The organism is Fimbriimonas ginsengisoli Gsoil 348 (assembly GCF_000724625.1).
In the GTDB taxonomy this organism is placed as follows: domain Bacteria; phylum Armatimonadota; class Fimbriimonadia; order Fimbriimonadales; family Fimbriimonadaceae; genus Fimbriimonas; species Fimbriimonas ginsengisoli.
The window spans coordinates 1,853,870-1,871,516 of record NZ_CP007139.1 but is presented as its reverse complement, the minus strand read 5'-3'; the positions used below and the strand labels follow the sequence as shown (position 1 = coordinate 1,871,516).

The 17,647-nt window shown below is 61.5% G+C and carries 20 protein-coding genes; 8 read left to right on the top strand and 12 right to left on the bottom strand.

Annotated features, from left to right (window positions below):
- Positions 1 to 8 precede the first annotated feature (8 nt).
- From OP10G_RS08580 to OP10G_RS08565, 4 genes are all read right to left on the bottom strand, one after another.
- A complete protein-coding gene (locus OP10G_RS08580; protein ID WP_025226301.1) occupies positions 9 to 1,448 on the bottom strand; it encodes an FAD-binding oxidoreductase in 1,440 nt (479 codons plus the stop codon).
- Positions 1,426 to 1,707: a hypothetical protein gene (locus tag OP10G_RS24310; RefSeq protein WP_025226302.1), complete on the bottom strand. Its 282-nt coding sequence runs from the start codon at positions 1,705 to 1,707 to the stop codon at positions 1,426 to 1,428. Before OP10G_RS24310 ends, OP10G_RS08580 begins: the two co-directional genes overlap by 23 nt.
- A 218-nt stretch (positions 1,708 to 1,925) precedes the next feature.
- Complete coding sequence (mscL, locus tag OP10G_RS08570; protein ID WP_038472840.1) at positions 1,926 to 2,414, bottom strand: large conductance mechanosensitive channel protein MscL; 489 nt, start codon at positions 2,412 to 2,414, stop codon at positions 1,926 to 1,928.
- A gap of 4 nt (positions 2,415 to 2,418) precedes the next feature.
- Entirely contained in the window at positions 2,419 to 3,327 is a 909-nt protein-coding gene (locus OP10G_RS08565) for an alpha/beta hydrolase (RefSeq protein WP_144241060.1), read from the bottom strand.
- 65 nt (positions 3,328 to 3,392) lie between these two features.
- On the opposite strand from OP10G_RS08565, the gene OP10G_RS08560 reads away from it, so the two are divergent.
- Positions 3,393 to 3,893, top strand: coding sequence for a hypothetical protein (locus OP10G_RS08560; RefSeq protein ID WP_144241059.1), 501 nt, complete (start codon positions 3,393 to 3,395; stop codon positions 3,891 to 3,893).
- Positions 3,894 to 3,953: 60 nt separating this feature from the next.
- On the opposite strand, the gene OP10G_RS24305 is transcribed toward OP10G_RS08560, so the two are convergent.
- The 4 genes from OP10G_RS24305 to OP10G_RS08540 all read right to left on the bottom strand — a co-directional run bounded on the left by OP10G_RS24305 (position 3,954) and on the right by OP10G_RS08540 (position 6,988).
- On the bottom strand, positions 3,954 to 5,066 hold the full coding sequence (locus OP10G_RS24305; RefSeq protein ID WP_025226306.1) for a PKD domain-containing protein: 1,113 nt from the start codon (positions 5,064 to 5,066) through the stop codon (positions 3,954 to 3,956).
- 24 nt (positions 5,067 to 5,090) lie between these two features.
- The gene (locus OP10G_RS08550; protein ID WP_038472836.1) at positions 5,091 to 5,876 is read right to left on the bottom strand and encodes a TIGR00282 family metallophosphoesterase; all 786 of its coding nucleotides are present in this window, start codon (positions 5,874 to 5,876) and stop codon (positions 5,091 to 5,093) included.
- 99 nt (positions 5,877 to 5,975) lie between these two features.
- Positions 5,976 to 6,425 carry a hypothetical protein gene (locus OP10G_RS08545; RefSeq protein ID WP_025226308.1) on the bottom strand — a complete coding sequence of 150 codons (450 nt, stop codon included), beginning with the start codon at positions 6,423 to 6,425 and terminating at the stop codon, positions 5,976 to 5,978.
- Positions 6,426 to 6,496: 71 nt separating this feature from the next.
- A complete protein-coding gene (locus OP10G_RS08540) occupies positions 6,497 to 6,988 on the bottom strand; it encodes a GyrI-like domain-containing protein (RefSeq protein WP_025226309.1) in 492 nt (163 codons plus the stop codon).
- Between the two features lie 205 nt (positions 6,989 to 7,193).
- On the opposite strand from OP10G_RS08540, the gene OP10G_RS08535 reads away from it, so the two are divergent.
- A complete protein-coding gene (locus OP10G_RS08535) occupies positions 7,194 to 7,436 on the top strand; it encodes a DUF433 domain-containing protein (protein ID WP_025226310.1) in 243 nt (80 codons plus the stop codon).
- Positions 7,433 to 7,768, top strand: coding sequence for a hypothetical protein (locus tag OP10G_RS24300; protein ID WP_025226311.1), 336 nt, complete (start codon positions 7,433 to 7,435; stop codon positions 7,766 to 7,768). Before OP10G_RS08535 ends, OP10G_RS24300 begins: the two co-directional genes overlap by 4 nt.
- A gap of 42 nt (positions 7,769 to 7,810) precedes the next feature.
- Here the strand turns inward: OP10G_RS24300 and OP10G_RS08525 are convergent, their stop codons facing one another.
- Genes OP10G_RS08525 through OP10G_RS08510 form a run of 4 tightly spaced genes read right to left on the bottom strand, consistent with a single transcriptional unit; the run spans position 7,811 to position 10,309 of the window.
- Positions 7,811 to 9,247: a hypothetical protein gene (locus OP10G_RS08525; RefSeq protein ID WP_025226312.1), complete on the bottom strand. Its 1,437-nt coding sequence runs from the start codon at positions 9,245 to 9,247 to the stop codon at positions 7,811 to 7,813.
- A complete protein-coding gene (locus tag OP10G_RS08520) occupies positions 9,244 to 9,429 on the bottom strand; it encodes a hypothetical protein (protein WP_025226313.1) in 186 nt (61 codons plus the stop codon). The genes OP10G_RS08525 and OP10G_RS08520 overlap by 4 nt, the downstream gene beginning before the upstream one ends.
- On the bottom strand, positions 9,426 to 9,707 hold the full coding sequence (locus OP10G_RS08515; RefSeq protein ID WP_025226314.1) for a hypothetical protein: 282 nt from the start codon (positions 9,705 to 9,707) through the stop codon (positions 9,426 to 9,428). Before OP10G_RS08515 ends, OP10G_RS08520 begins: the two co-directional genes overlap by 4 nt.
- Positions 9,704 to 10,309, bottom strand: coding sequence for a PadR family transcriptional regulator (locus OP10G_RS08510; protein ID WP_025226315.1), 606 nt, complete (start codon positions 10,307 to 10,309; stop codon positions 9,704 to 9,706). Before OP10G_RS08510 ends, OP10G_RS08515 begins: the two co-directional genes overlap by 4 nt.
- A gap of 269 nt (positions 10,310 to 10,578) precedes the next feature.
- On the opposite strand from OP10G_RS08510, the gene OP10G_RS08505 reads away from it, so the two are divergent.
- The 5 genes from OP10G_RS08505 (at position 10,579) to OP10G_RS08485 (ending at position 17,569) form a co-directional block, all read left to right on the top strand.
- Positions 10,579 to 12,846: a glycoside hydrolase family 95 protein gene (locus tag OP10G_RS08505; RefSeq protein ID WP_052547632.1), complete on the top strand. Its 2,268-nt coding sequence runs from the start codon at positions 10,579 to 10,581 to the stop codon at positions 12,844 to 12,846.
- 198 nt (positions 12,847 to 13,044) lie between these two features.
- On the top strand, positions 13,045 to 14,025 hold the full coding sequence (gene egtD / locus OP10G_RS08500; protein ID WP_025226316.1) for an L-histidine N(alpha)-methyltransferase: 981 nt from the start codon (positions 13,045 to 13,047) through the stop codon (positions 14,023 to 14,025).
- 38 nt (positions 14,026 to 14,063) lie between these two features.
- On the top strand, positions 14,064 to 15,254 hold the full coding sequence (locus OP10G_RS08495) for an SUMF1/EgtB/PvdO family nonheme iron enzyme (protein WP_265101704.1): 1,191 nt from the start codon (positions 14,064 to 14,066) through the stop codon (positions 15,252 to 15,254).
- A 9-nt stretch (positions 15,255 to 15,263) separates the two neighbouring features.
- On the top strand, positions 15,264 to 15,983 hold the full coding sequence (locus tag OP10G_RS08490) for an ATP-binding cassette domain-containing protein (protein WP_038472833.1): 720 nt from the start codon (positions 15,264 to 15,266) through the stop codon (positions 15,981 to 15,983).
- 71 nt (positions 15,984 to 16,054) lie between these two features.
- Positions 16,055 to 17,569, top strand: a complete 1,515-nt coding sequence (locus OP10G_RS08485) for a glycine betaine ABC transporter substrate-binding protein (RefSeq protein WP_025226317.1) — start codon at positions 16,055 to 16,057, stop codon at positions 17,567 to 17,569.
- Positions 17,570 to 17,647: the final 78 nt, after the last annotated feature.

The following is a 17,647-nucleotide window of genomic DNA, read 5'->3' as shown; positions in this document are numbered from 1 at the left end:
GCGAATCGCTACCAAGCCGTACCCCGCCAGCGCTTTTGGTGTTCGACGCACGACTTTTGATTCGGCAGCACCTTGCATGGGTTGCAAAGTCCGTTTTCATTGAAGATCCGCTTCGCCAAGGCCTGCATCGCAAGGTCGTCCTCGCTGAACATGAGCGGCATCATATCCACTTTCTCGACCCCGATCCCGTGCTCTCCCGTGACGCTACCCCCGAGTTCCACACAGCGCCGGGTGATCTCCTCGCCGGCCTCGATCACCTTCCGGACCTGCTCCGGATCGCGATCGTCGAAGTAGAAGCAAGGATGCAGGTTGCCGTCGCCAGCGTGGAAGATGTTAGCGACGCCGACCCCGTGCTTTGTCGCTACCGCGTAGACGAAGTCCAACATCTCCGGCAATTTGCTTCGAGGAATGACGCCGTCGTGGGTCACGATGCTTGGAGCGAGACGCCCCATCGCGCCGATCCCTTTCTTCCGGATGTGCCAAAGTTTAGTCCGCTCGGCCTCGTCGGCCGCGACGCGGATTTCGGTGGCGTTGTTCTGTTGGCAAACCCCGATCACCGCCTGCATCTCCCGTTCGACGGTGCCTTCGGGATCCTCCACCGGCCCGCAATCGCATTCGACCAGCAGGAGCGCCGCCGTCCCCTCGGGAAATTGGAGGCCGAACGCCGCGTGCAGGGCGGTCAACACATAGCGGTCCATAATCTCAAGCGCCGCCGGAATGGTGCCGGTGGCGATGATCGAGGCCACCGATTCCGTGGCGTCGCGAACGGTGGCGAACGCCATCGTTGCCGTCCGTATCCCCACCGGCACCGGAGTCAGCTTCACCCAAGCCTCCGTAACCACCCCGAGCGTCCCCTCGCCTCCCACGATCAGGCCGACAAGGTCGTATCCGGGAGATCCGGACACGCGCCCCCCGAGCTCCACGATCTCTCCCTCCGGCGTCACCATCGTCATTCCAAGGACGTGTTGAGTGGTCACCCCGTATTTCAGGGTGTGTGGCCCGCCTGAGTTTTCCGCGATGTTGCCGCCGAGAGTCGAGACCGATTGCGACGAGGGATCGGGCGCGAAATGGAGCCCGTTCGGCCTTACCGCATCCGATAAACGCTTGTTCGGAATCCCCGCCTGCGCTTTCATCAGACGGTTCTCTAGGTCGATCTCCAAGATGCGCGTCATCCGTTTGGTGCTGATGACAACGCCGCCGAGAGCCGGCAGAACCCCCCCGCTGATCCCCGTCCCCGCGCCGCGTGCCGTAAATGGAACCGAGTTCTCGTTGCACCACCGCACAACCTTCGCTACGTCTTCGGTGCAATCCGGCAGCACCACCGCTGCGGGTTTGCTCCGGTCGACCGTGTACGTATCGCAGTCGTAGGCCCGCTCCGCCGCCGGCCCGCGCAGCACCTTGCTGTCCCCTAGTAGCCGGGCAAGGTTATCGGCGAGATTGGCGACCATCGGGTCCATTGTAACGCCTCTGGCCGAACGCCTTTTTGCGGATTCTGGCGGCGGCCCGAAGCAGGGCGGCTCGATTTTTTGACTCGTGCATCCACTTCGGCAACCGGGTTCGGAAGCTGCGACCAGGTTCGGCGAGTGCCCACCTGCCGCGGCCGCCGCGCCACTCGCCGGCAAGAAAGAATTCGAGGTCTTCTAGGTGTCTCCAGTTGTACGCCCAGAACACCTCGCTGCCAACCGGCTCTCGCAGCCACAGCTTCAATCCGAAGGCCGGGTCAAGGCCATCAACGGCCGCCTTTAGGCCTCGCTCGCCCTTATTCGGCTTGTAGTCCGTGTATCCGCACTTCGTGCAAACGATACGAGGGCTCCAGGCACGGTACTCGGTTCCGAAAACGGTGGCACAGCCTCCGCAGCGAGGACACTCGACGAGTATTTCCCGACGAAAAACGTATGGATGCAGTGGTAGTCGAGGCTGGATCGCTACACCTCCGAAGTACAGAATTTACAGCGGCTGGCCTTGATCGGAATGTCCGACAGACAGTAAGGACACTGCTTGGTTACCGGCTCGCCCGGCGCGGCGGGCGGCTCGATAAGCGTCCTTGCCTTGTTGATCGCCTTCACCATCAGGAACACCACAAAAGCGATAATCAGGAACTGAACGACATTGCTTAGGAACTGACCGTAGTTCACCGTTGCAATCGCTGCCGCCTTATAATCGGCCGCCGTCTTGAGTTCCTTGGGAGGGTGCGCTAGCCGGAGCATGTCGATCTTCGCCTGCTGCCCGGGAACGACCCACAGAAGGTCGGCGAAAGGCACGCTCCCCAATAGCAAGCTTATCGGCGGCATCACGATATCCTCGACGATGCTGGTCACGATCTTGCCGAACGCCCCGCCGATGATAACGCCGACCGCGAGGTCGATTACATTTCCCTTGACCGCGAACTCCCGAAACTCCTTCAACATCCCCATCGCTTCACCTCCCAAATAAGAACATCAGAATCGCATCCATCCGGCCCGCCCAAGCGATTTCGTTGTGATGGGCGCCGAAGTCCTTGAAGAAGGCAAGATCTTTTCCTTGCCGCCACCCCTTCGATACCAAATGATCACGCAGGGCGATCGCGTCCGTTACCGGTCGATCGGCCGTCGCCTCGCTCCCTTCCCGGGTTCCGATATCGATCCAGATCCGCTGGTTTGTCTTCCTGGGAATCTTGTCGACCTCCTTGAGCAGCTCCCGGTCGTCCCACCAGACGGAAGGGGAGAGGACGGCGAGCTTTCCAAACACGTTCGGATATTTGATCCCCAGGTACATCGTGATGACACCTCCGAAGCTCGATCCAGCCAGGCCGGTATCGCTCGCCTTGGTCTTGGTCCGGTAGGTGCGGTCGATAAACGGTTTCAGCTCTTCCACCAGCATTCGTCCGTACAGGTCCGCCTTTCCACCCGTATCCCGAACGCGCGTCGGGAGATACTCGTTGCCGCGCTCCATGCCGCCGTTGTTAACCCCCACCACGATTGCCGGCTCGATCAAACCTCCCTCGATCAGCGAGGTGGCGATTTCGTCCACCCTCCACTCTTGGTCCGGAAGGTAGCTCGTCTCCAGGTTGAACAGGTTTTGCCCGTCGTGCATATAAAGCACCGCGTACCGCCGCTTCGGCTCGTTTTCGTAGTTCGGCGGAAGCCAGATCGCGATGTCTCGATCGTTGTTGAGAAAGTTGGAGTGGAACTTGGAAACGATGCGGAGATCGCCCGTTACCGTCCTCGAACGTTGGGGCGCCGGAGCGCCGTTCGTTTGCGCAAAAGTCGCGCCCGCAAAGAGCATCGTTGCCCAAAAGATCGTGGTTCGTAGGTATCGCATCGGTTTGCCGCGTGTGCCGCTCGGCACATCTGCTTATAGAGTCGCACGAAATATCCTTCCGATGCCCGGCAATTGCAGATAGAATGTTCTCTGTGGAACCTCGCGGCAGATCCTCTCATGGTCTGGTTGGCGCTGCTCTCCTCGTGGGAGTTGCGCTCGGGTTCGCGCTTTTCCACCGTTCCGAACCCTCATACGGCTTCGTTCTCGGCGCCACTCCCATCCGCGTCGCCGATTTCCAGAACGGCTCCACGCGCGGCACCCTCCGCGTCTACAACGTCAGGCAAGACTGGCGAGACGTCTTAGGGCTCGTGCAGCGCGAAACCGGCCGCTCGATTTCAAAGGAAGGAACGTTCCACGGGTTGCAGGCGCAGACGGTCGTCGTCCCGCAGGAAGAATCTGGTCGAGCAAGCCTTTTCGATATTCCCGTCCGGGAGATCACGGTCGTGAAGGGCCGCTTTGTTCGAGATAAGTCGGGAACCGAGGTCGCCGTGGCCGACGACAACCACTGGTCCGGTGTCCGGGTCCTCGAATACCGCATGCCGCGCCTTCTAGACGAAGCCACCGACTGGTTGCGCGACAAGATCCGAACCTAAGCTTTCCCGCTTATAAAAAAGCGCCGGCCGCCGAATGGCGGCCGGCGCTTTTGATTGCGCTTACGGGTTGATAACCGCCTTGATCGTCGTCGTGTAAGGCTGCTTAAGGCCGTAGAAGTCGCTCACCGTAAGGGTGATCGTATACGTGCCCGGCTTGCGGAACTTTCGCTTGACCGTCTGACCTTCGGCATCCACCTGGATCCCGTCGGAATCGTCGAAGTCCCACGTGTAGCGAAGGATGCTGGAGCCGCCGAAGCCGTACCCCGTCAGCGTCGCCTCCTCCCCTGCACCGAGATTCAAGTTTCCTTGATTGATCTCGCCCCGGATCGGAGTCGAGTCGTTCACGATCCGCATGTCGCCGACGTAGAACGTGGTCGTCGCATCGCCCGCCAGCGCGATCGCGGTGATCTGCTTGTTTGTTCGATCGAGGCCGCTGATCGCCTGGAGGGGTACCGCCACTGTAAGCCAGCCACGCTCGCCCGTCGCATTGACGTTGACGGGAGCATAGACTTCGCTCTTCTTGCCATCGCTGGTGGTGATCACGAAGCGAAGTGTCTTGAGAACGGAGGCTGACGTTGTGCCGCCGGAAAGTCCGCCCGCTCCTCCGAATCCGCCGAAACCACCCTTACCCTGACCGGGCGCGCCCGGGAAGCCGCCCGGAGCTCCGCCCTGGCCGCCACCGCCGAATCCTCCCGGAGCGCCGCCGCCTCCACCCTTTCCGCCCCCGAATCCACCTGGACCGCCGGGGAAGCCACCCGGGAAGCCACCTGGAGGGCCGCCGGGAGCGCCACCGCCGCGGATGCCTCCCTTACCGCCGCCGCCCGCGCCGGCCGGTGCGCCCACGCCCCCACCTGAAGAGGTGGTGCCACCCTCGGCGACCTTGAACGTCAGCTTCAGCAGATTCGCCTTGTTGGCGAAGTCGTTCGAAAGGTTGACTGGGTTCGAGAACGTCATGACGCCGCCCTGGAAGAAGTTGCGCGTGCTCACCCGGATCGAGTGGGTCCCTTCATAGGCCGTCTCGTCCGTTTCGCTGATGACGCCGCTGCCCCAGTACTTGACCCCGATTCCCTGATCCTTCATGTCGCGAGCAGGCGTGTACAAAACCGTCGGCGCTTGAGCCGCGGCCACGCCGGTGATCGCCGACGCAAGTGTTGCCAACAGAACTTTATTCATTCCCAATTCTCCGGGCGCGAGTCGTCACGCCTCTTCTCCGAACCGAATTCTTTGGATGCTCGTGGCGCACCCCGTCTCTCTTTCGACGCCGATAACTACCCCACAGATTACACCAGGGTTGTTAGAGACCTCAAAACGTTGCGGAAGCGTCGTCTTGAACCGCTTCAAGATGATCTCGCGATCCATTCCCAACACGCTGCCGACCGGTCCGCACATCCCCACATCGGTGATATACGCGGTACCACCCGGCAAGACTTTCTCGTCGGCCGTGGTGACGTGGGTGTGAGTTCCCACCACCGCCGTCGCCCGCCCTTCCGCGTGAAAACCCATGGCGATCTTCTCGCTCGTGGCCTCCGCGTGAAAGTCGAGAAACAGGTGGTCCGTTTTCAACTCCGCCACCAGCCGGTCGAATTCCGCAAACGGATCCCCGTAGCTGTCCATGTACACGCGGCCGCAGAGGTTCATCACCGCAAGGCGAATCCCTTCTTTCTCCACGATGCACATGCCTCTACCTGGAACGCCTTGCGGCATATTCGATGGACGGACGATCGGCTTGTTCGTTTCGAGATAAGGGTAGATGTCCCGTTTGTTGAACGCGTGGTTGCCGAGGGTGATCGCGTCGGCCCCCGCTTGGTAAATCTCTTCGGCGATCTCGGGGGTGATCCCCACCCCTCCGGCCGAGTTCTCTCCGTTGACGATGCTGAATAGCGGCTTATGCGTGTCGATCAGGCTAGGCAATCCCTCGCGAACCGCCGCCCGCCCCGATTTCCCCACAACATCGCCCAAGAACAGGATGGTGTAACTAGACATCCGGCACTAAGGGTAGCCGATTGGCCGACCACCCTCGAGCCGGCGAACGGCACAATCCGCCCGCCTGCGACGCCTTTGGCTTACCGCTACCTACGGCCCTTAAAGGTTTGCCGTAACGAAGACGAGCTCTTCCGAGGCTGCTTCTCGGGAACCTGTCGTCTTGGACGTGGCGGCGCTGATCACTTTGGTCATTCCCATCGGCACCGTGACGCGGGTCTTCAGATGTTGGGAGCCTTGCGTGTCTGACCGGACATCGACATCGAGCGTCACCTCGGATTCGCCCTGCAGAATCGGCGTTACGGTTACCGTTCGCATTCCCTTGGCGGCGCCCATCGGCCTCGAGATGTTCGCCACTTGCCCGCTGTCCACCGTGATCGTCAGGCTATCGACCGATTTAGGCGCGGCCTGAACCCACTCAAACTTGATATTGACCGGGCGGGCGGCCTCAACCTTCGACGATCTCAAAGTTTGAGGACTTGCGAAAGCGAACCCGATAAGTACGGCGGTGGCAAAGCTGGCCGCTGTGGCGGCGAAAAACGGCTTGATCATCCGAGACCTCCATTGCCGCACGTAGCGACACTCCGATAGAACGTCCCAGGTGCATTAAAAGTTCATCGTTTTCATTTGAGCGGAAAGGCAACTCGGAGCTCGTTTTTAGGATCCGCCTTGTCTTCCCAGTTGTGGCTCGCGTCGTCGTACATCTCGATCCAGCCGCGGGCGCCGTCGAATTCCAGGCCGCTTTCCTGAAGCGCCTTGAAGATCCCCGGATAGAACCCCGCGAACTCGGGGGCCAGGAACGAGCCTCGATAGGTAAACACCGCGTACCGGGAGGCCGGCAGATCGTGACGCTTCAACCCCTTCGGCTCCGGCGTCTCCGGCGATACTTCGACGGAAATATACGTGGCGATCCGCCCAAGCGGCAAGATATGGTCGTTCGGCAACAAAAAACCGATCTGCCTCGACGAGTCCTTCACCCCTTCGATCTGCGAAAGGCGCGACTGCAGATCGCGCCATCCCTTAGGAACCAACTTCCCCAAATCCTTCGGCTTCCCGGCAACGCGCAGCCCCAAAAGGTGTAACTCGGGCAATTCAAGAATCTCGGGTTCAAACATGGGACGTTTGGTAAGCAGGATGACCGATAATCGATCTGACGAGTCCGAATACCGGTGCGACAGAAACCCTTCGCACAAGGGCCAATCTTCAGCTGCGCTGGCCTCGGCGATGGTCCCCCCAGCCTGTATTCGAACAAGGTGATCGTTTCTCTGAAACGCTACAATCGGACGTAGCGTCCAGAAAACTGAGCTGGAGCCAGGATCAATGACCATTCCCAGAGAACTGCAAAACATTCTCAGCAGCGACCCAGATGTCATGGGTGGGGCAATTTGTTTCACCGACACCCGAATCCCGGTTGATATCCTTCTGGACAACGTGGCCGCTGGAACAGACTGGGACGAGTTTTACGATGCCTATCCCGACCTGACGCCGGAAATGGTCAAGCCCGTTTTGCAATGGGAGAATCGGCAAGCCCGCCGTGCGATGGGCTTGGAACTCGTCCATTGAAAATTCTGCTGGACAACTGCGTACCACGTCCTTTTGAACGGCTCTTTCAAAACCACGAAATCATTCACTGTAGCCGCTTAGGGTGGGGGAAGCTCGGAAACGGCAGGTTGCTTTCCGCCGCTGAGGACGCCGGTTTTCCTGTGATGGTCACCGTGGACAGAAGCATGGAGTTTCAACAAAACATGGGTGGAAGGAGCATTGCGGTGATCTATCTTCGCGCTCTATCAAACGACCTTGAGACCCTCAAACCCATGGTCGAGATGGTTTTAGCTGCGGTGGAGAATTTGCAGCCTGGCACCATTCACACCATCCAGCATCCGGATTGGCCGTGACCGGCTTCGCGACGTCGCCCTTCTCGTGCGCTCCACGACCGACTACTTTTGGGATACGAAAGTCGGCGTCAGCGTCAACGGGAACGAGACCTTCCCGTCGGTAACCTCAGTCGCCACCTTCTTCCCAAGCGCATCCACGCCGCTCGCGCTCTTCCCCGTCCAAGCGAAGGCGAACGGAGATTGGGCCTCCTCATCTTTGAACGGATCTCCCTTTCTCCACGCCACGTAAACCGGGCCGCGTCGTCCGCAGTCGGCTTCGAATAGGTAGATCGCCGGAGACTCCTCCACCGGGATGCGGCGGACCGAGCGAACTCCACGCAACGCCCGAGTCATCCGGGCGAACGCATCCGCCATCGGATACCGCTTCGTAAAGCGGCCGTTCTCGAAGTCGAACATCTTGAGCTTGCCGTACATCAACGTCATCACGTCGTCGCGTTTGCTGGTGTCGTGAGAGAGGTCCCAGAACATCGTGCGCCGCACACCCGCCGAAAGCGCCAACAAATTTCGTTGGACCAGGTCGCGGCATTGCATCCTCCGCAGCTTTTCATCGAGCGCAGGCGGGGCGTTCATCAGGAACATCTGCGTTTGAGGACTCAGGTCCGTCCGATTGTAGAGGCCGGCAACCCCCTCGCCGCCCCCCACCGCCTTCGCCTGGTTGGCGATCGAGGCCGACCAGGCCATGACAAGCGGGATGAACGGGCGATTTTCCGCCATGTCGAAGAAGCCGGGCCCGTTGTACTCCGTGCAGACGATCGGCTTGTCGTAGCCAAGATCGGTCATCTTCTTCCGCATGTACTCCACCCGGTCTGGGATGGTGTAGGCGTTGGCATAGAGCCGCAGGTCGAAGATGTCGAAGCTATCTTTGGCGTTTCGCAGAACCTCGTCGAAGAATGTCAATCCTCTCTGTTGCCCGGGAAACGGAGTGCCGGTCGGATTGAAGAGCCCGTCGTATCCACCCAGAACCACCTGGGCCTTTGGATCGGACTCCTTAACCGCCCGATAGAAAACCTTCGTCTCATCCACGAACTCCGAGGCCGTTCCCGACCAGTAGATCGGATTGCTCGCCTCGCTGTCGTTCTGCCAATAGCGCACCCGCCCCCGGCAATGCTTTACAAGCTCGCGGATGAACCGATCATAGTCCGCCGGCTTCTTCGCCGGCGAAGGCGGCAGAATCGCCGCCGAGGCGCGAGTCGCCCAAGTGGAGGCGGAAAAGACGGAGATCAGCCCTTCCTCTGGCGACCGCAACTGTTTCACGAACGTGTCGATCGACTTCCAGTCGTACTTTCCCGGCGAGGGCTCGATCTGGTTCCAGATCACGTAGATCTTCGACCAGCTCCCGCCGAGCTTGCGCAGCTCCGGCATATACACCGGAGCCGGTACCCCGGAGTAACCGTAGAGAAACCCCCACGCCACTCCAAATGGATCGTGAAGCGGCTGCGCGGTCAAGGTCGAAGCTAATAAGAGAGAAGTAAGAATCACTGAACGTACTCCAACGCGAGCGCCATCCGGGCCAGCTCGTCCTTAAGGTCACGGGTGAAATAGAGGGCGAGGCTTCCCGCAAACGGTCCTCGCGCAAAGCAAAGAGCCGCCTCGGCGCATCCGAGCAGCTCTTCTGGCAGAGCGAGCGCTCCCTCGGAATCGATCTCGGAAATCCAAATCACGCGTTCAGCTCCCGGCGCTGCAATTGGGTCAGCGCTGCTTCCAGGCTGAGGTCGAATGACGTCGAGGTCTCGCGCAAACCCGCCAGCTCCTCGCGAAGCGAACGAACTTCCGCGCGAAGTGCCTCCAATTCGGCCTGGGTTGCCATCGGTTCGGCGTGACCGCCGCGGGCTCGGGCCATCTTCCACTCGGCGTCGTGCTTTAGGAACACATAGCCGAGCCAGAAGCCACCCGGCGACAAAATCAGCACCGCGAAATAGAGCATTTGGATAGGATTCATCGGTCGTCTCCCGACACGAGTCGAAGTTGGGGCATTGCCACCCAAGAGAGCGCGCCGCTCTCGATATCCTCGATCACCTTGAGAACCCAGTCGAGCTCGGCTTGTTTAAGCACCCGCGCATGCTCCACCTCCAGCAGATAGAGGCGAGGCAGAAACGAGCCGACGTGGCGAAGCGTCGCTTCCGCCGGGCTAACCTGCCCCTCCAACAAGGCGACCCGAACCTTAAGCGCGTGGATCGCTTCGTCCGGAGAGAGGTAGGGCAGAAGCGAGATCGCGACATTGAAGAGCGAAGGCTCATCGGGCGCTCCCGCGAGTAGCCCGGTCAGCCACGCCTGGAATTCCTTGCGCCCCTCTTCCGTCACCCGGTAAATCGTTCTCTCGGGCCGGCCGCCTTCCCGCTGGGTATCGATCGCTTCGATCAGCTCCGCTTCCTGCAATCGGTCCACCGCGCGGTAGAGACTGCGTGGCAGCCCGGTTACAAAGTCTTTCCCCCGCTGCCGGATCAGCCGGTGCATTTCGTAAGGGTGGGTCGCTTTCTCGCTGAGCAGAGCAAGCACCGCAAGGGCTACGACATCGTTCTGGGCAGGGACTCGGTTCTTCATGCTGTTCGCACTATTGTCGTGTGACACTATACGACACGCGCATTGGAAGGTTTCAAATTTGCGTAAGCCGTGAACCCATGCGGACCGCAGAGTTCCAGCTCTGCCCTCCCTACGGCGAAGCCGTCGGGAGGCGGCTGCCGAGCACGGCCTCACGTTCAGCGTTACCATGTTCGCTTTTGTCGGGCGCAAGCAAGATGAACGCTTGATATAGCGATTACAACCGCCGTCGTTGGGGTCGGAACCCCATGCCACCAGATACAATTCGGTTCATGAACCTTCTCGCCGCCGCGCTGACGCTGGCGACCCCCGGCGCCCAGCCCGATCTCGATCCGGCGATGAATCTTTGGTTCACCCAGCCCGCCGCGGCATTCACCGAATCCGCCCCTCTGGGTAACGGCCGTCTCGGGGCGATGGTCTTCGGCGGTGTGGGCCACGAGCGGGTGGTACTGAACGAGTCGACCATGTGGTCCGGCTCCCCCCAAGATGCCGATCAAGAAGACGCGGTCAAGGTACTTCCCGAAATCCGCCGGCTTCTCCTCGCCGGAGAGAACCGCAAGGCCCAAGAGCTCCTTCAGGCGAATTTCGTCTGCAAAGGCCCGGGTTCCGGCTCGGGCGCCGGGAAGGACGGCCCGTACGGCTGCTACCAGATCTTCGCGAATCTGGAGATCGACACCCCTCATTCGAACCCATCCAACTACCGTCGAGCCCTCGACCTAAGCCAAGCCCTCGCTACCGTCGACTACTCCGCGGACGGAACGACCTACCACCGCGAGGCGTTCGCCTCCGCACCCGCCGGCGTGGTGGCGTACCGCTTCACCGCCGATGCCAAGAAGCGCATCTCCTTCGTCGCCCGTCTCTCCCGCCCGGAGCGGGCGACGGTTCGCGCCGAAGGTTCCGACCTGATTCTATCCGGCCAGCTCGCGAGCGGCAACCCCGCGATTCCTGGCGTTCGGTTTGAAGGACGCCTGCGGGTGATCACGAAAGGCGGACGCCAGTTCACCGATGCCGCCGGAGTCCACGTCGAGAACTCTGACGAGGCGACCATCCTTTTCTCGGCCGGAACCGACTTGGCGGACAAAGAATTCGCGGCTCACGCCTCGGCCCACGTCAAGAAGGCGGCCAGAAAGGGGTACGCGAAACTGCTCGCCGAGCACGTCAAAGAGCACCAATCGTTCTTCAACCGGGTTCACCTTGATCTCCCGGCGGGGCGTATCGCGCGGAGGCCGACCCCGGAGCGACTGGACGCCGTCAAGAACGGCGAAGAAGATCCGTCGCTCGCTGCGCTCTACTTCAACTACGGCCGCTACCTCCTCATCGGAAGCTCCCGCCCCGATAGTCCGCTTCCCGCGAACCTACAAGGCATCTGGGCTGAGGAGCTGCAGACCCCCTGGAACGGCGATTTTCATCTTGACATCAACGTCCAGATGAACTACTGGCTCGCCGAGGTAGGCAATCTTGCCGATTGCCACATGCCCCTTATCCGCTTTGTGAGGACGCTGGTGCCGAACGGCCAAAAAACCGCCAAGGCGTACTACGGAGCTCACGGGTGGGTCGCTCACGTCATTACCAATCCGTGGCACTACACCTCTCCCGGCGAAGGAGCCCAGTGGGGTTCGACCTGCACTGGCGGCGCTTGGCTCTGCGAGCACCTATGGGAGCACTACGCCTTTAACCCGGACCTCAACTATCTCAAACAGATTTATCCCATCATTCGCAGCTCGGCTGAGTTCTTCCTGGACATGCTGATCGAAGAGCCCGAGCACCATTGGCTGGTCACCGCGCCCTCGAATTCGCCGGAAAACGCCTACATCGATCCAAAAGACGGCCCCCTCAACACCTGCATGGGACCGACCATGGACAGCCAGATCCTGGACGAGCTCTTTGGCAACGTCGCTGAAGCGGCGGAGACTTTGCACGTCGACATGCCGCTCCGAGCCCGATTGATGCAGGCTCGAAGCCGGCTCGCTCCGACTCGTATCGGCAAATACGGCCAGATCATGGAGTGGCTGCAAGACTACGAAGAGGCCGAGCCGCACCACCGCCATACCTCTCACCTCTATGCCCTCTATCCCTCCAACGGGATCTCTCCGGATAGAACGCCGGAGCTCGCCGCCGCGGCGCGCAAGACGCTGGAGCGTCGCGGCGACGAGAGCACCGGCTGGTCGCTCGCCTGGAGAGTCTGCTTCTGGGCGCGGCTACGGGACGGCGAGCACGCCGGACTCCTCCTAAAGCGCCTCCTCCGCCCGGCTGGACGAGGCAGTGGCAGCTATCCCAATCTATTCGATGCCCACCCGCCGTTCCAAATCGATGGCAATTTCGGCGGCGCCGCCGGCATCGCCGAGATGCTTTTGCAGAGCCAGGATGGCGTCATCCGCCTCCTCCCGGCGATCCCCAAGGAATGGGGCGCCAAAGGCTCTGTCCGCGGCCTCCGCGCCAGAAACGGTCTGACCGTGAACTTCTCCTGGGCCAACGGAAAGATCACTACCCACCAAATCCTCGGCCCCGGCGCCGGCGACGCGGTAATTCAAATGCCGTAGTGCCGGCATCCCTGCCGGCATCTCCTCCAGTGTCCCCCGGCTTCCAGCCGGGCTGATTTTTCTAGAAATGCCGACACCCGCCCGCTCGAACTCGTAGAGTCTTGAAAGATTCTGGGACGTTTGGTATCGCGATCGACGAAAGCATAACGCCGTATTTGCTTTTTGTAACTAGAATGAAGACTCGTATCGGGAGCGGATATGGAGAGCAGATTCGAATTCGTCGAGATTCGGGGGGATCACCCTCCGCTGACATTAGATCGAGCGGTCCGCGAAGGCTTGTCGGCCCAGCCGAAGAGCCTGGCCACCCAGTTCCTCTATGACCGCCGCGGCTCCGAGCTCTTTGAGCGAATCACCGAGCTGCCGGAGTACTACCCAACCCGCACCGAGCGCGCGATCATCGAAGCTCGCGCGGGCGAGATTATCGAAGCCGCCGGCGAAGGGGCCGCGATCATCGAGTTCGGCAGCGGCAGCTCGACCAAAACCCGACTGCTAATCGAAGCCGCCCTCGCCCGCCGGCCCGAACTTCGATACATGCCGATCGACATCTCCTTCGAGTTCCTAAAGAGCTCGAGCGCGAATCTCCTCGAAGATTATCCCGGACTCCAAATCACCGCTCTCGGCGCCGAATACTTCGATGCCGCCGACGCCCTTCCCTCCCACGATGGTCCGCGCCTGATCCTCTTTCTCGGGAGCAACATCGGCAACTTGACCCGTGAAGAGGCGGTCGACTTTCTCACCCGCATCCGGCGCGGCATGGAGCCGCGAGACCGCATGCTCGTCGGCATCGATCTTGTCAAGGATCGAGGCATCCTCGAGGCCGCCTACAACGACCGGCAAGGGATCACGGCCGCGTTCAACCTAAACCTCTTGCGCCGGGTGAACCACGAGCTTGGCGGACACTTTGCCGAAGGCTGCTTCCGGCACGACGCGCCGTATGACGACGTCGAGCACCGAATCGAGATGCGCCTCTACAGCCGCCGCGATCAAAGGGTGAGGGTCGACGCGCTCGACCAGACCTTCGAATTCGCCGACGGCGAATTCATCCACACCGAGTGGTCGTACAAGTACACCCGCGAAACGTTCGCGGAGCTCTGCTCCCACGCCGGTCTCGCCATCGAGCACCTCTGGCACGACGACCGAAACTGGTTCGGTCTCGCCCTCCTCCGGGTGACCGGCTAGTGGGCCGCAAGGCCGATCTGCGCGATCGGCTAACCACGGTGCGCGAGCGAACGCGCTGGCTGCTGGATCGGGTTCCCGACGAGTTCCTCCGTCGCCGTGTCCACGACTTCTATTCCCCCATCGGCTGGCACTTCGGTCACGTGGGCCGGACCGAAGAGTATTGGGTCGTGGGCGAAGCTCTGAAGCGCCCTCTGCTCGACGACGAACTGAGCTTCCTCTTCGCCGACCTGGTCGAAAACCCCAAGGACAACCGGGTGAACATCCCCGACCGCGCCGGGATTATCGAATATCTGGAACGAACCCGCCGCCGTGTCCTGGACGCGCTGGACGAGTGCGAGTTGGAGTGCGAAGACCCGTACCTAGCCGATGGATACGCCTGGGAATTTGCCATCCAGCACGAGTGCCAGCACCAGGAAACCATCGCCGAGATGCTGCAGTTGATCCATAAGCAGCTACCGTCGGCGGTGATCGAAGCGGTCCCCTGGCAAACCGACCTCCGCTCCGAGATGGTCGACATCCCGGGTGGAACCTTCTGCATGGGAACCGACGACCGGCACGTCTACGACAACGAAAAGGAGCCGCACGAGGTCTCCGTGGCATCGTTCCGAATCGGCCGCACCCCGGTCACCGCTTTCGAATGGACCCAATTCATGGACGACGGCGGTTACCGCCGCCCGGAGCTCTGGAGCGAAGCCGGATGGGCCTGGCGAGATGCGGAGCAGGCGGAGGCGCCGGAATACTGGGTTCGTCAAGGCGACGCCTGGGCCTACATCGGCCCGTTCGGAGCCCGGTCCATCCACCCCGACGAGCCCGCGAGCAGCCTAAGCTGGTTCGAAGCGGAAGCGTATGCCCGCTGGGCCGGTAAGCGATTGCCGACCGAGGAAGAGTGGGAGTACGTCGCTTCGCACGGCCAAATCGACCCCGCCGAAGCCTGTCATGGCCTCGCTTCCTGGGGACCGACGCCGGTCGGCCGCCGCCGCCCGAACCCGCTCGGCCTTCACGATCTCTCGGGAAATGTGTGGGAGTGGACCTCCACCCCGTTCCTCACCTATCCCGGTTTCGCCGCGTTTCCGTATGATGGCTACAGCAAGGACCACATGAAGGGAGCGCACCGGGTATGCCGAGGCGGATCGTGGGCAACCGCCGCCCCGATTCTTCGCCGCACGTTCCGAAATTGGTACGTGCCAACCTATCGACAGGGCTTTCTTGGAGTGCGGCTCGCGGAGTAGCCGGAAGAGATGATTTCACTAAAAGGCGTGAGCAAACGGTACGGCGTCGCCGAGGCGCTGAAAGAGACCTCCTTGGAGATCCCGTCCGGCCAGGTGACCGCCCTCATCGGCCCGAGCGGCTGCGGAAAGTCGACCCTCCTCCGATTAATCCTCGGCCTGATCGTCCCCTCATCGGGTCAGGTATCGATCGACGACCAGGTCGTCACCCCGGCCACCGTTCAGGAAATCCGTCGCAAGGTCGGTTACGTCATCCAAGATGGCGGCCTCTTCCCGCATCTCACCGCCCGGGAGAACATCACCCTCATGGGTCGGCACCTCTCCCGTCCCGTCGACATCCCCGCCCTCGCCCGCCTGGTCCGCTTCCCCGAAGACGGCTTGGACCGCTACCCCCTCGAGCTGAGCGGCGGCCAACGTCAACGGGTCGGCCTCATGCGCGCCCTCGCTCTCGATCCCCAAACCCTCTTGCTCGACGAGCCGCTCGGTGCGCTCGACCCATTGGTCCGCTCCGGCCTCCAGACCGATCTTAGAGAAATCTTCCGCGAGCTAAGGAAAACCGTCGTCTTCGTAACCCACGACATGGGCGAAGCCGCCTACCTCGCCGACCGCATCGTCCTCCTCCGCGACGGAGAAATTGTCCAAGAAGGAACCCTAGAAGACTTCCAAAAACACCCCGCCACCCCCTTCGTCACCGAGTTCCTAAACGCCCAACGCGCCCTGGTAGCCCTATGAAGCAACCCATCTCCGGAGCCCCCTCTCCCTCCTCGGGATGCATGTGCCCGAGGAGGGAGAGGGGGTTGGGGGTGAGGGAGTCCGGTCCGGTCCGGACCGCCGGTCTCCAGACCGGCTTCCGGATTTGCCTAGCCTTCCTAACCCTCCTCGCCGCCACCCTCTCCCCCGCTCAAACCATCACCGTCGGCTCGAAAAAATTCACCGAGTCGTACGTCCTCGGCGAGATCGCCAAGAAGGTTCTCACCGACGCCGGGTTCCAAGTGGAGCACAAGCAAGGGATGGGCGCGACCGCCATCGTCTGGAACGCCCTCAAAGGTGGCTCGATCCAGACATACCCCGAATACACCGGAACCGTAGGCGAGGAACTCCTAGGCAAACCCCATCTGACCGTGCCGGAGATGAAATCGGAGCTGGCCAAAGTCGGCATCGGCATGACCGACGAGCTCGGGTTCAACAACACCTACGGTCTCGTCATGCGCCGCAAAGACGCCGATGCCCTCAAGATCGACAAGATCAGCGATCTGAAGACCCATCCCGAGCTAAAGTGCGGCATCACCCACGAGCTGCTCGGCCGAAAGGACGGGTGGAAGCCGTTGCTGGCCAAGTACGGCGAGAAGTTCGACGACGTCAAAGGAATCGACCACGCCCTCGGCTACGCCGCGCTCTACGCCGGCCAAATCGACCTCAAGGATTGCTACACCACCGACGCCGAGATCAAGCGGTACGACCTCAAAGTCTTGAAGGACGACCTCGACTTCTTTCCGCTCTACCGGGCCGTCTTCCTTTACCGCTTGGAGATGCCCGCCAAAGCCGTCGCCGCACTCCAAACGCTCGCCGGCAAGATCGACGAGCCGAAAATGATCGCCCTGAACGAAGAAGCGGGCCGAAGCAAGGACTACGCCGAAGCCGCCGCCACCTTCTTCGCCAAGCCGGGCGCCTCGGCGCCGGTCCCTGCCGAATCTAGCAGCGTCTCGTCCAAGATCGCTCGCCTAACCGGGCAGCACCTCCTGTTGGTCGGCGTCTCGCTCCTCATTGCCGTCCTCGTCGGCATCCCACTCGGCATCGTCGCTTCGCGCCCCGGCCCGCTCGGCGGCTTCATCCTCGGAACCGTGGGAGTGATCCAGACAATCCCCTCGCTCGCGCTGCTCGCCCTGTTGGTCGCGATCCCGACCCTCGGGATCTCCTTCACCACCGCCGTCATCGCGCTTTTCCTCTATTCGCTGCTGCCGATCGTCCGCAACACCGCCGCCGGACTCGCCGGGATCGCCCCTCCCATCCGCGAATCCGCCGCCGCCCTCGGTCTGGAGCCGTCGGCGCAGCTCCGTAAAATCTTTCTCCCCTTGGCGTTCCCGATGATCCTCGCCGGAATCAAGACCAGCGCCGTGATCAACGTCGGCACCGCCACCCTCGCCGCCCTCATCGGCAGCGGAGGCCTCGGCGAGCCGATCGTAAGCGGCCTCGCCCTCAACGACTCCGGCACCATCCTCCAAGGCGCAATTCCGGCGGCGGTCCTCGCCGTCGTCGTCCAGCTGCTGTTCGACCTCCTAGAAAAAGCCCTCGTCCCCCGCGGCCTCCGAACCCAATAAGTAAGCTTCCGGAGCCCCCTCTCCCTCCTCGGGATGTCCGTGCCCGACGAGGGAGAGGGGGTTGGGGGTGAGGGAGTC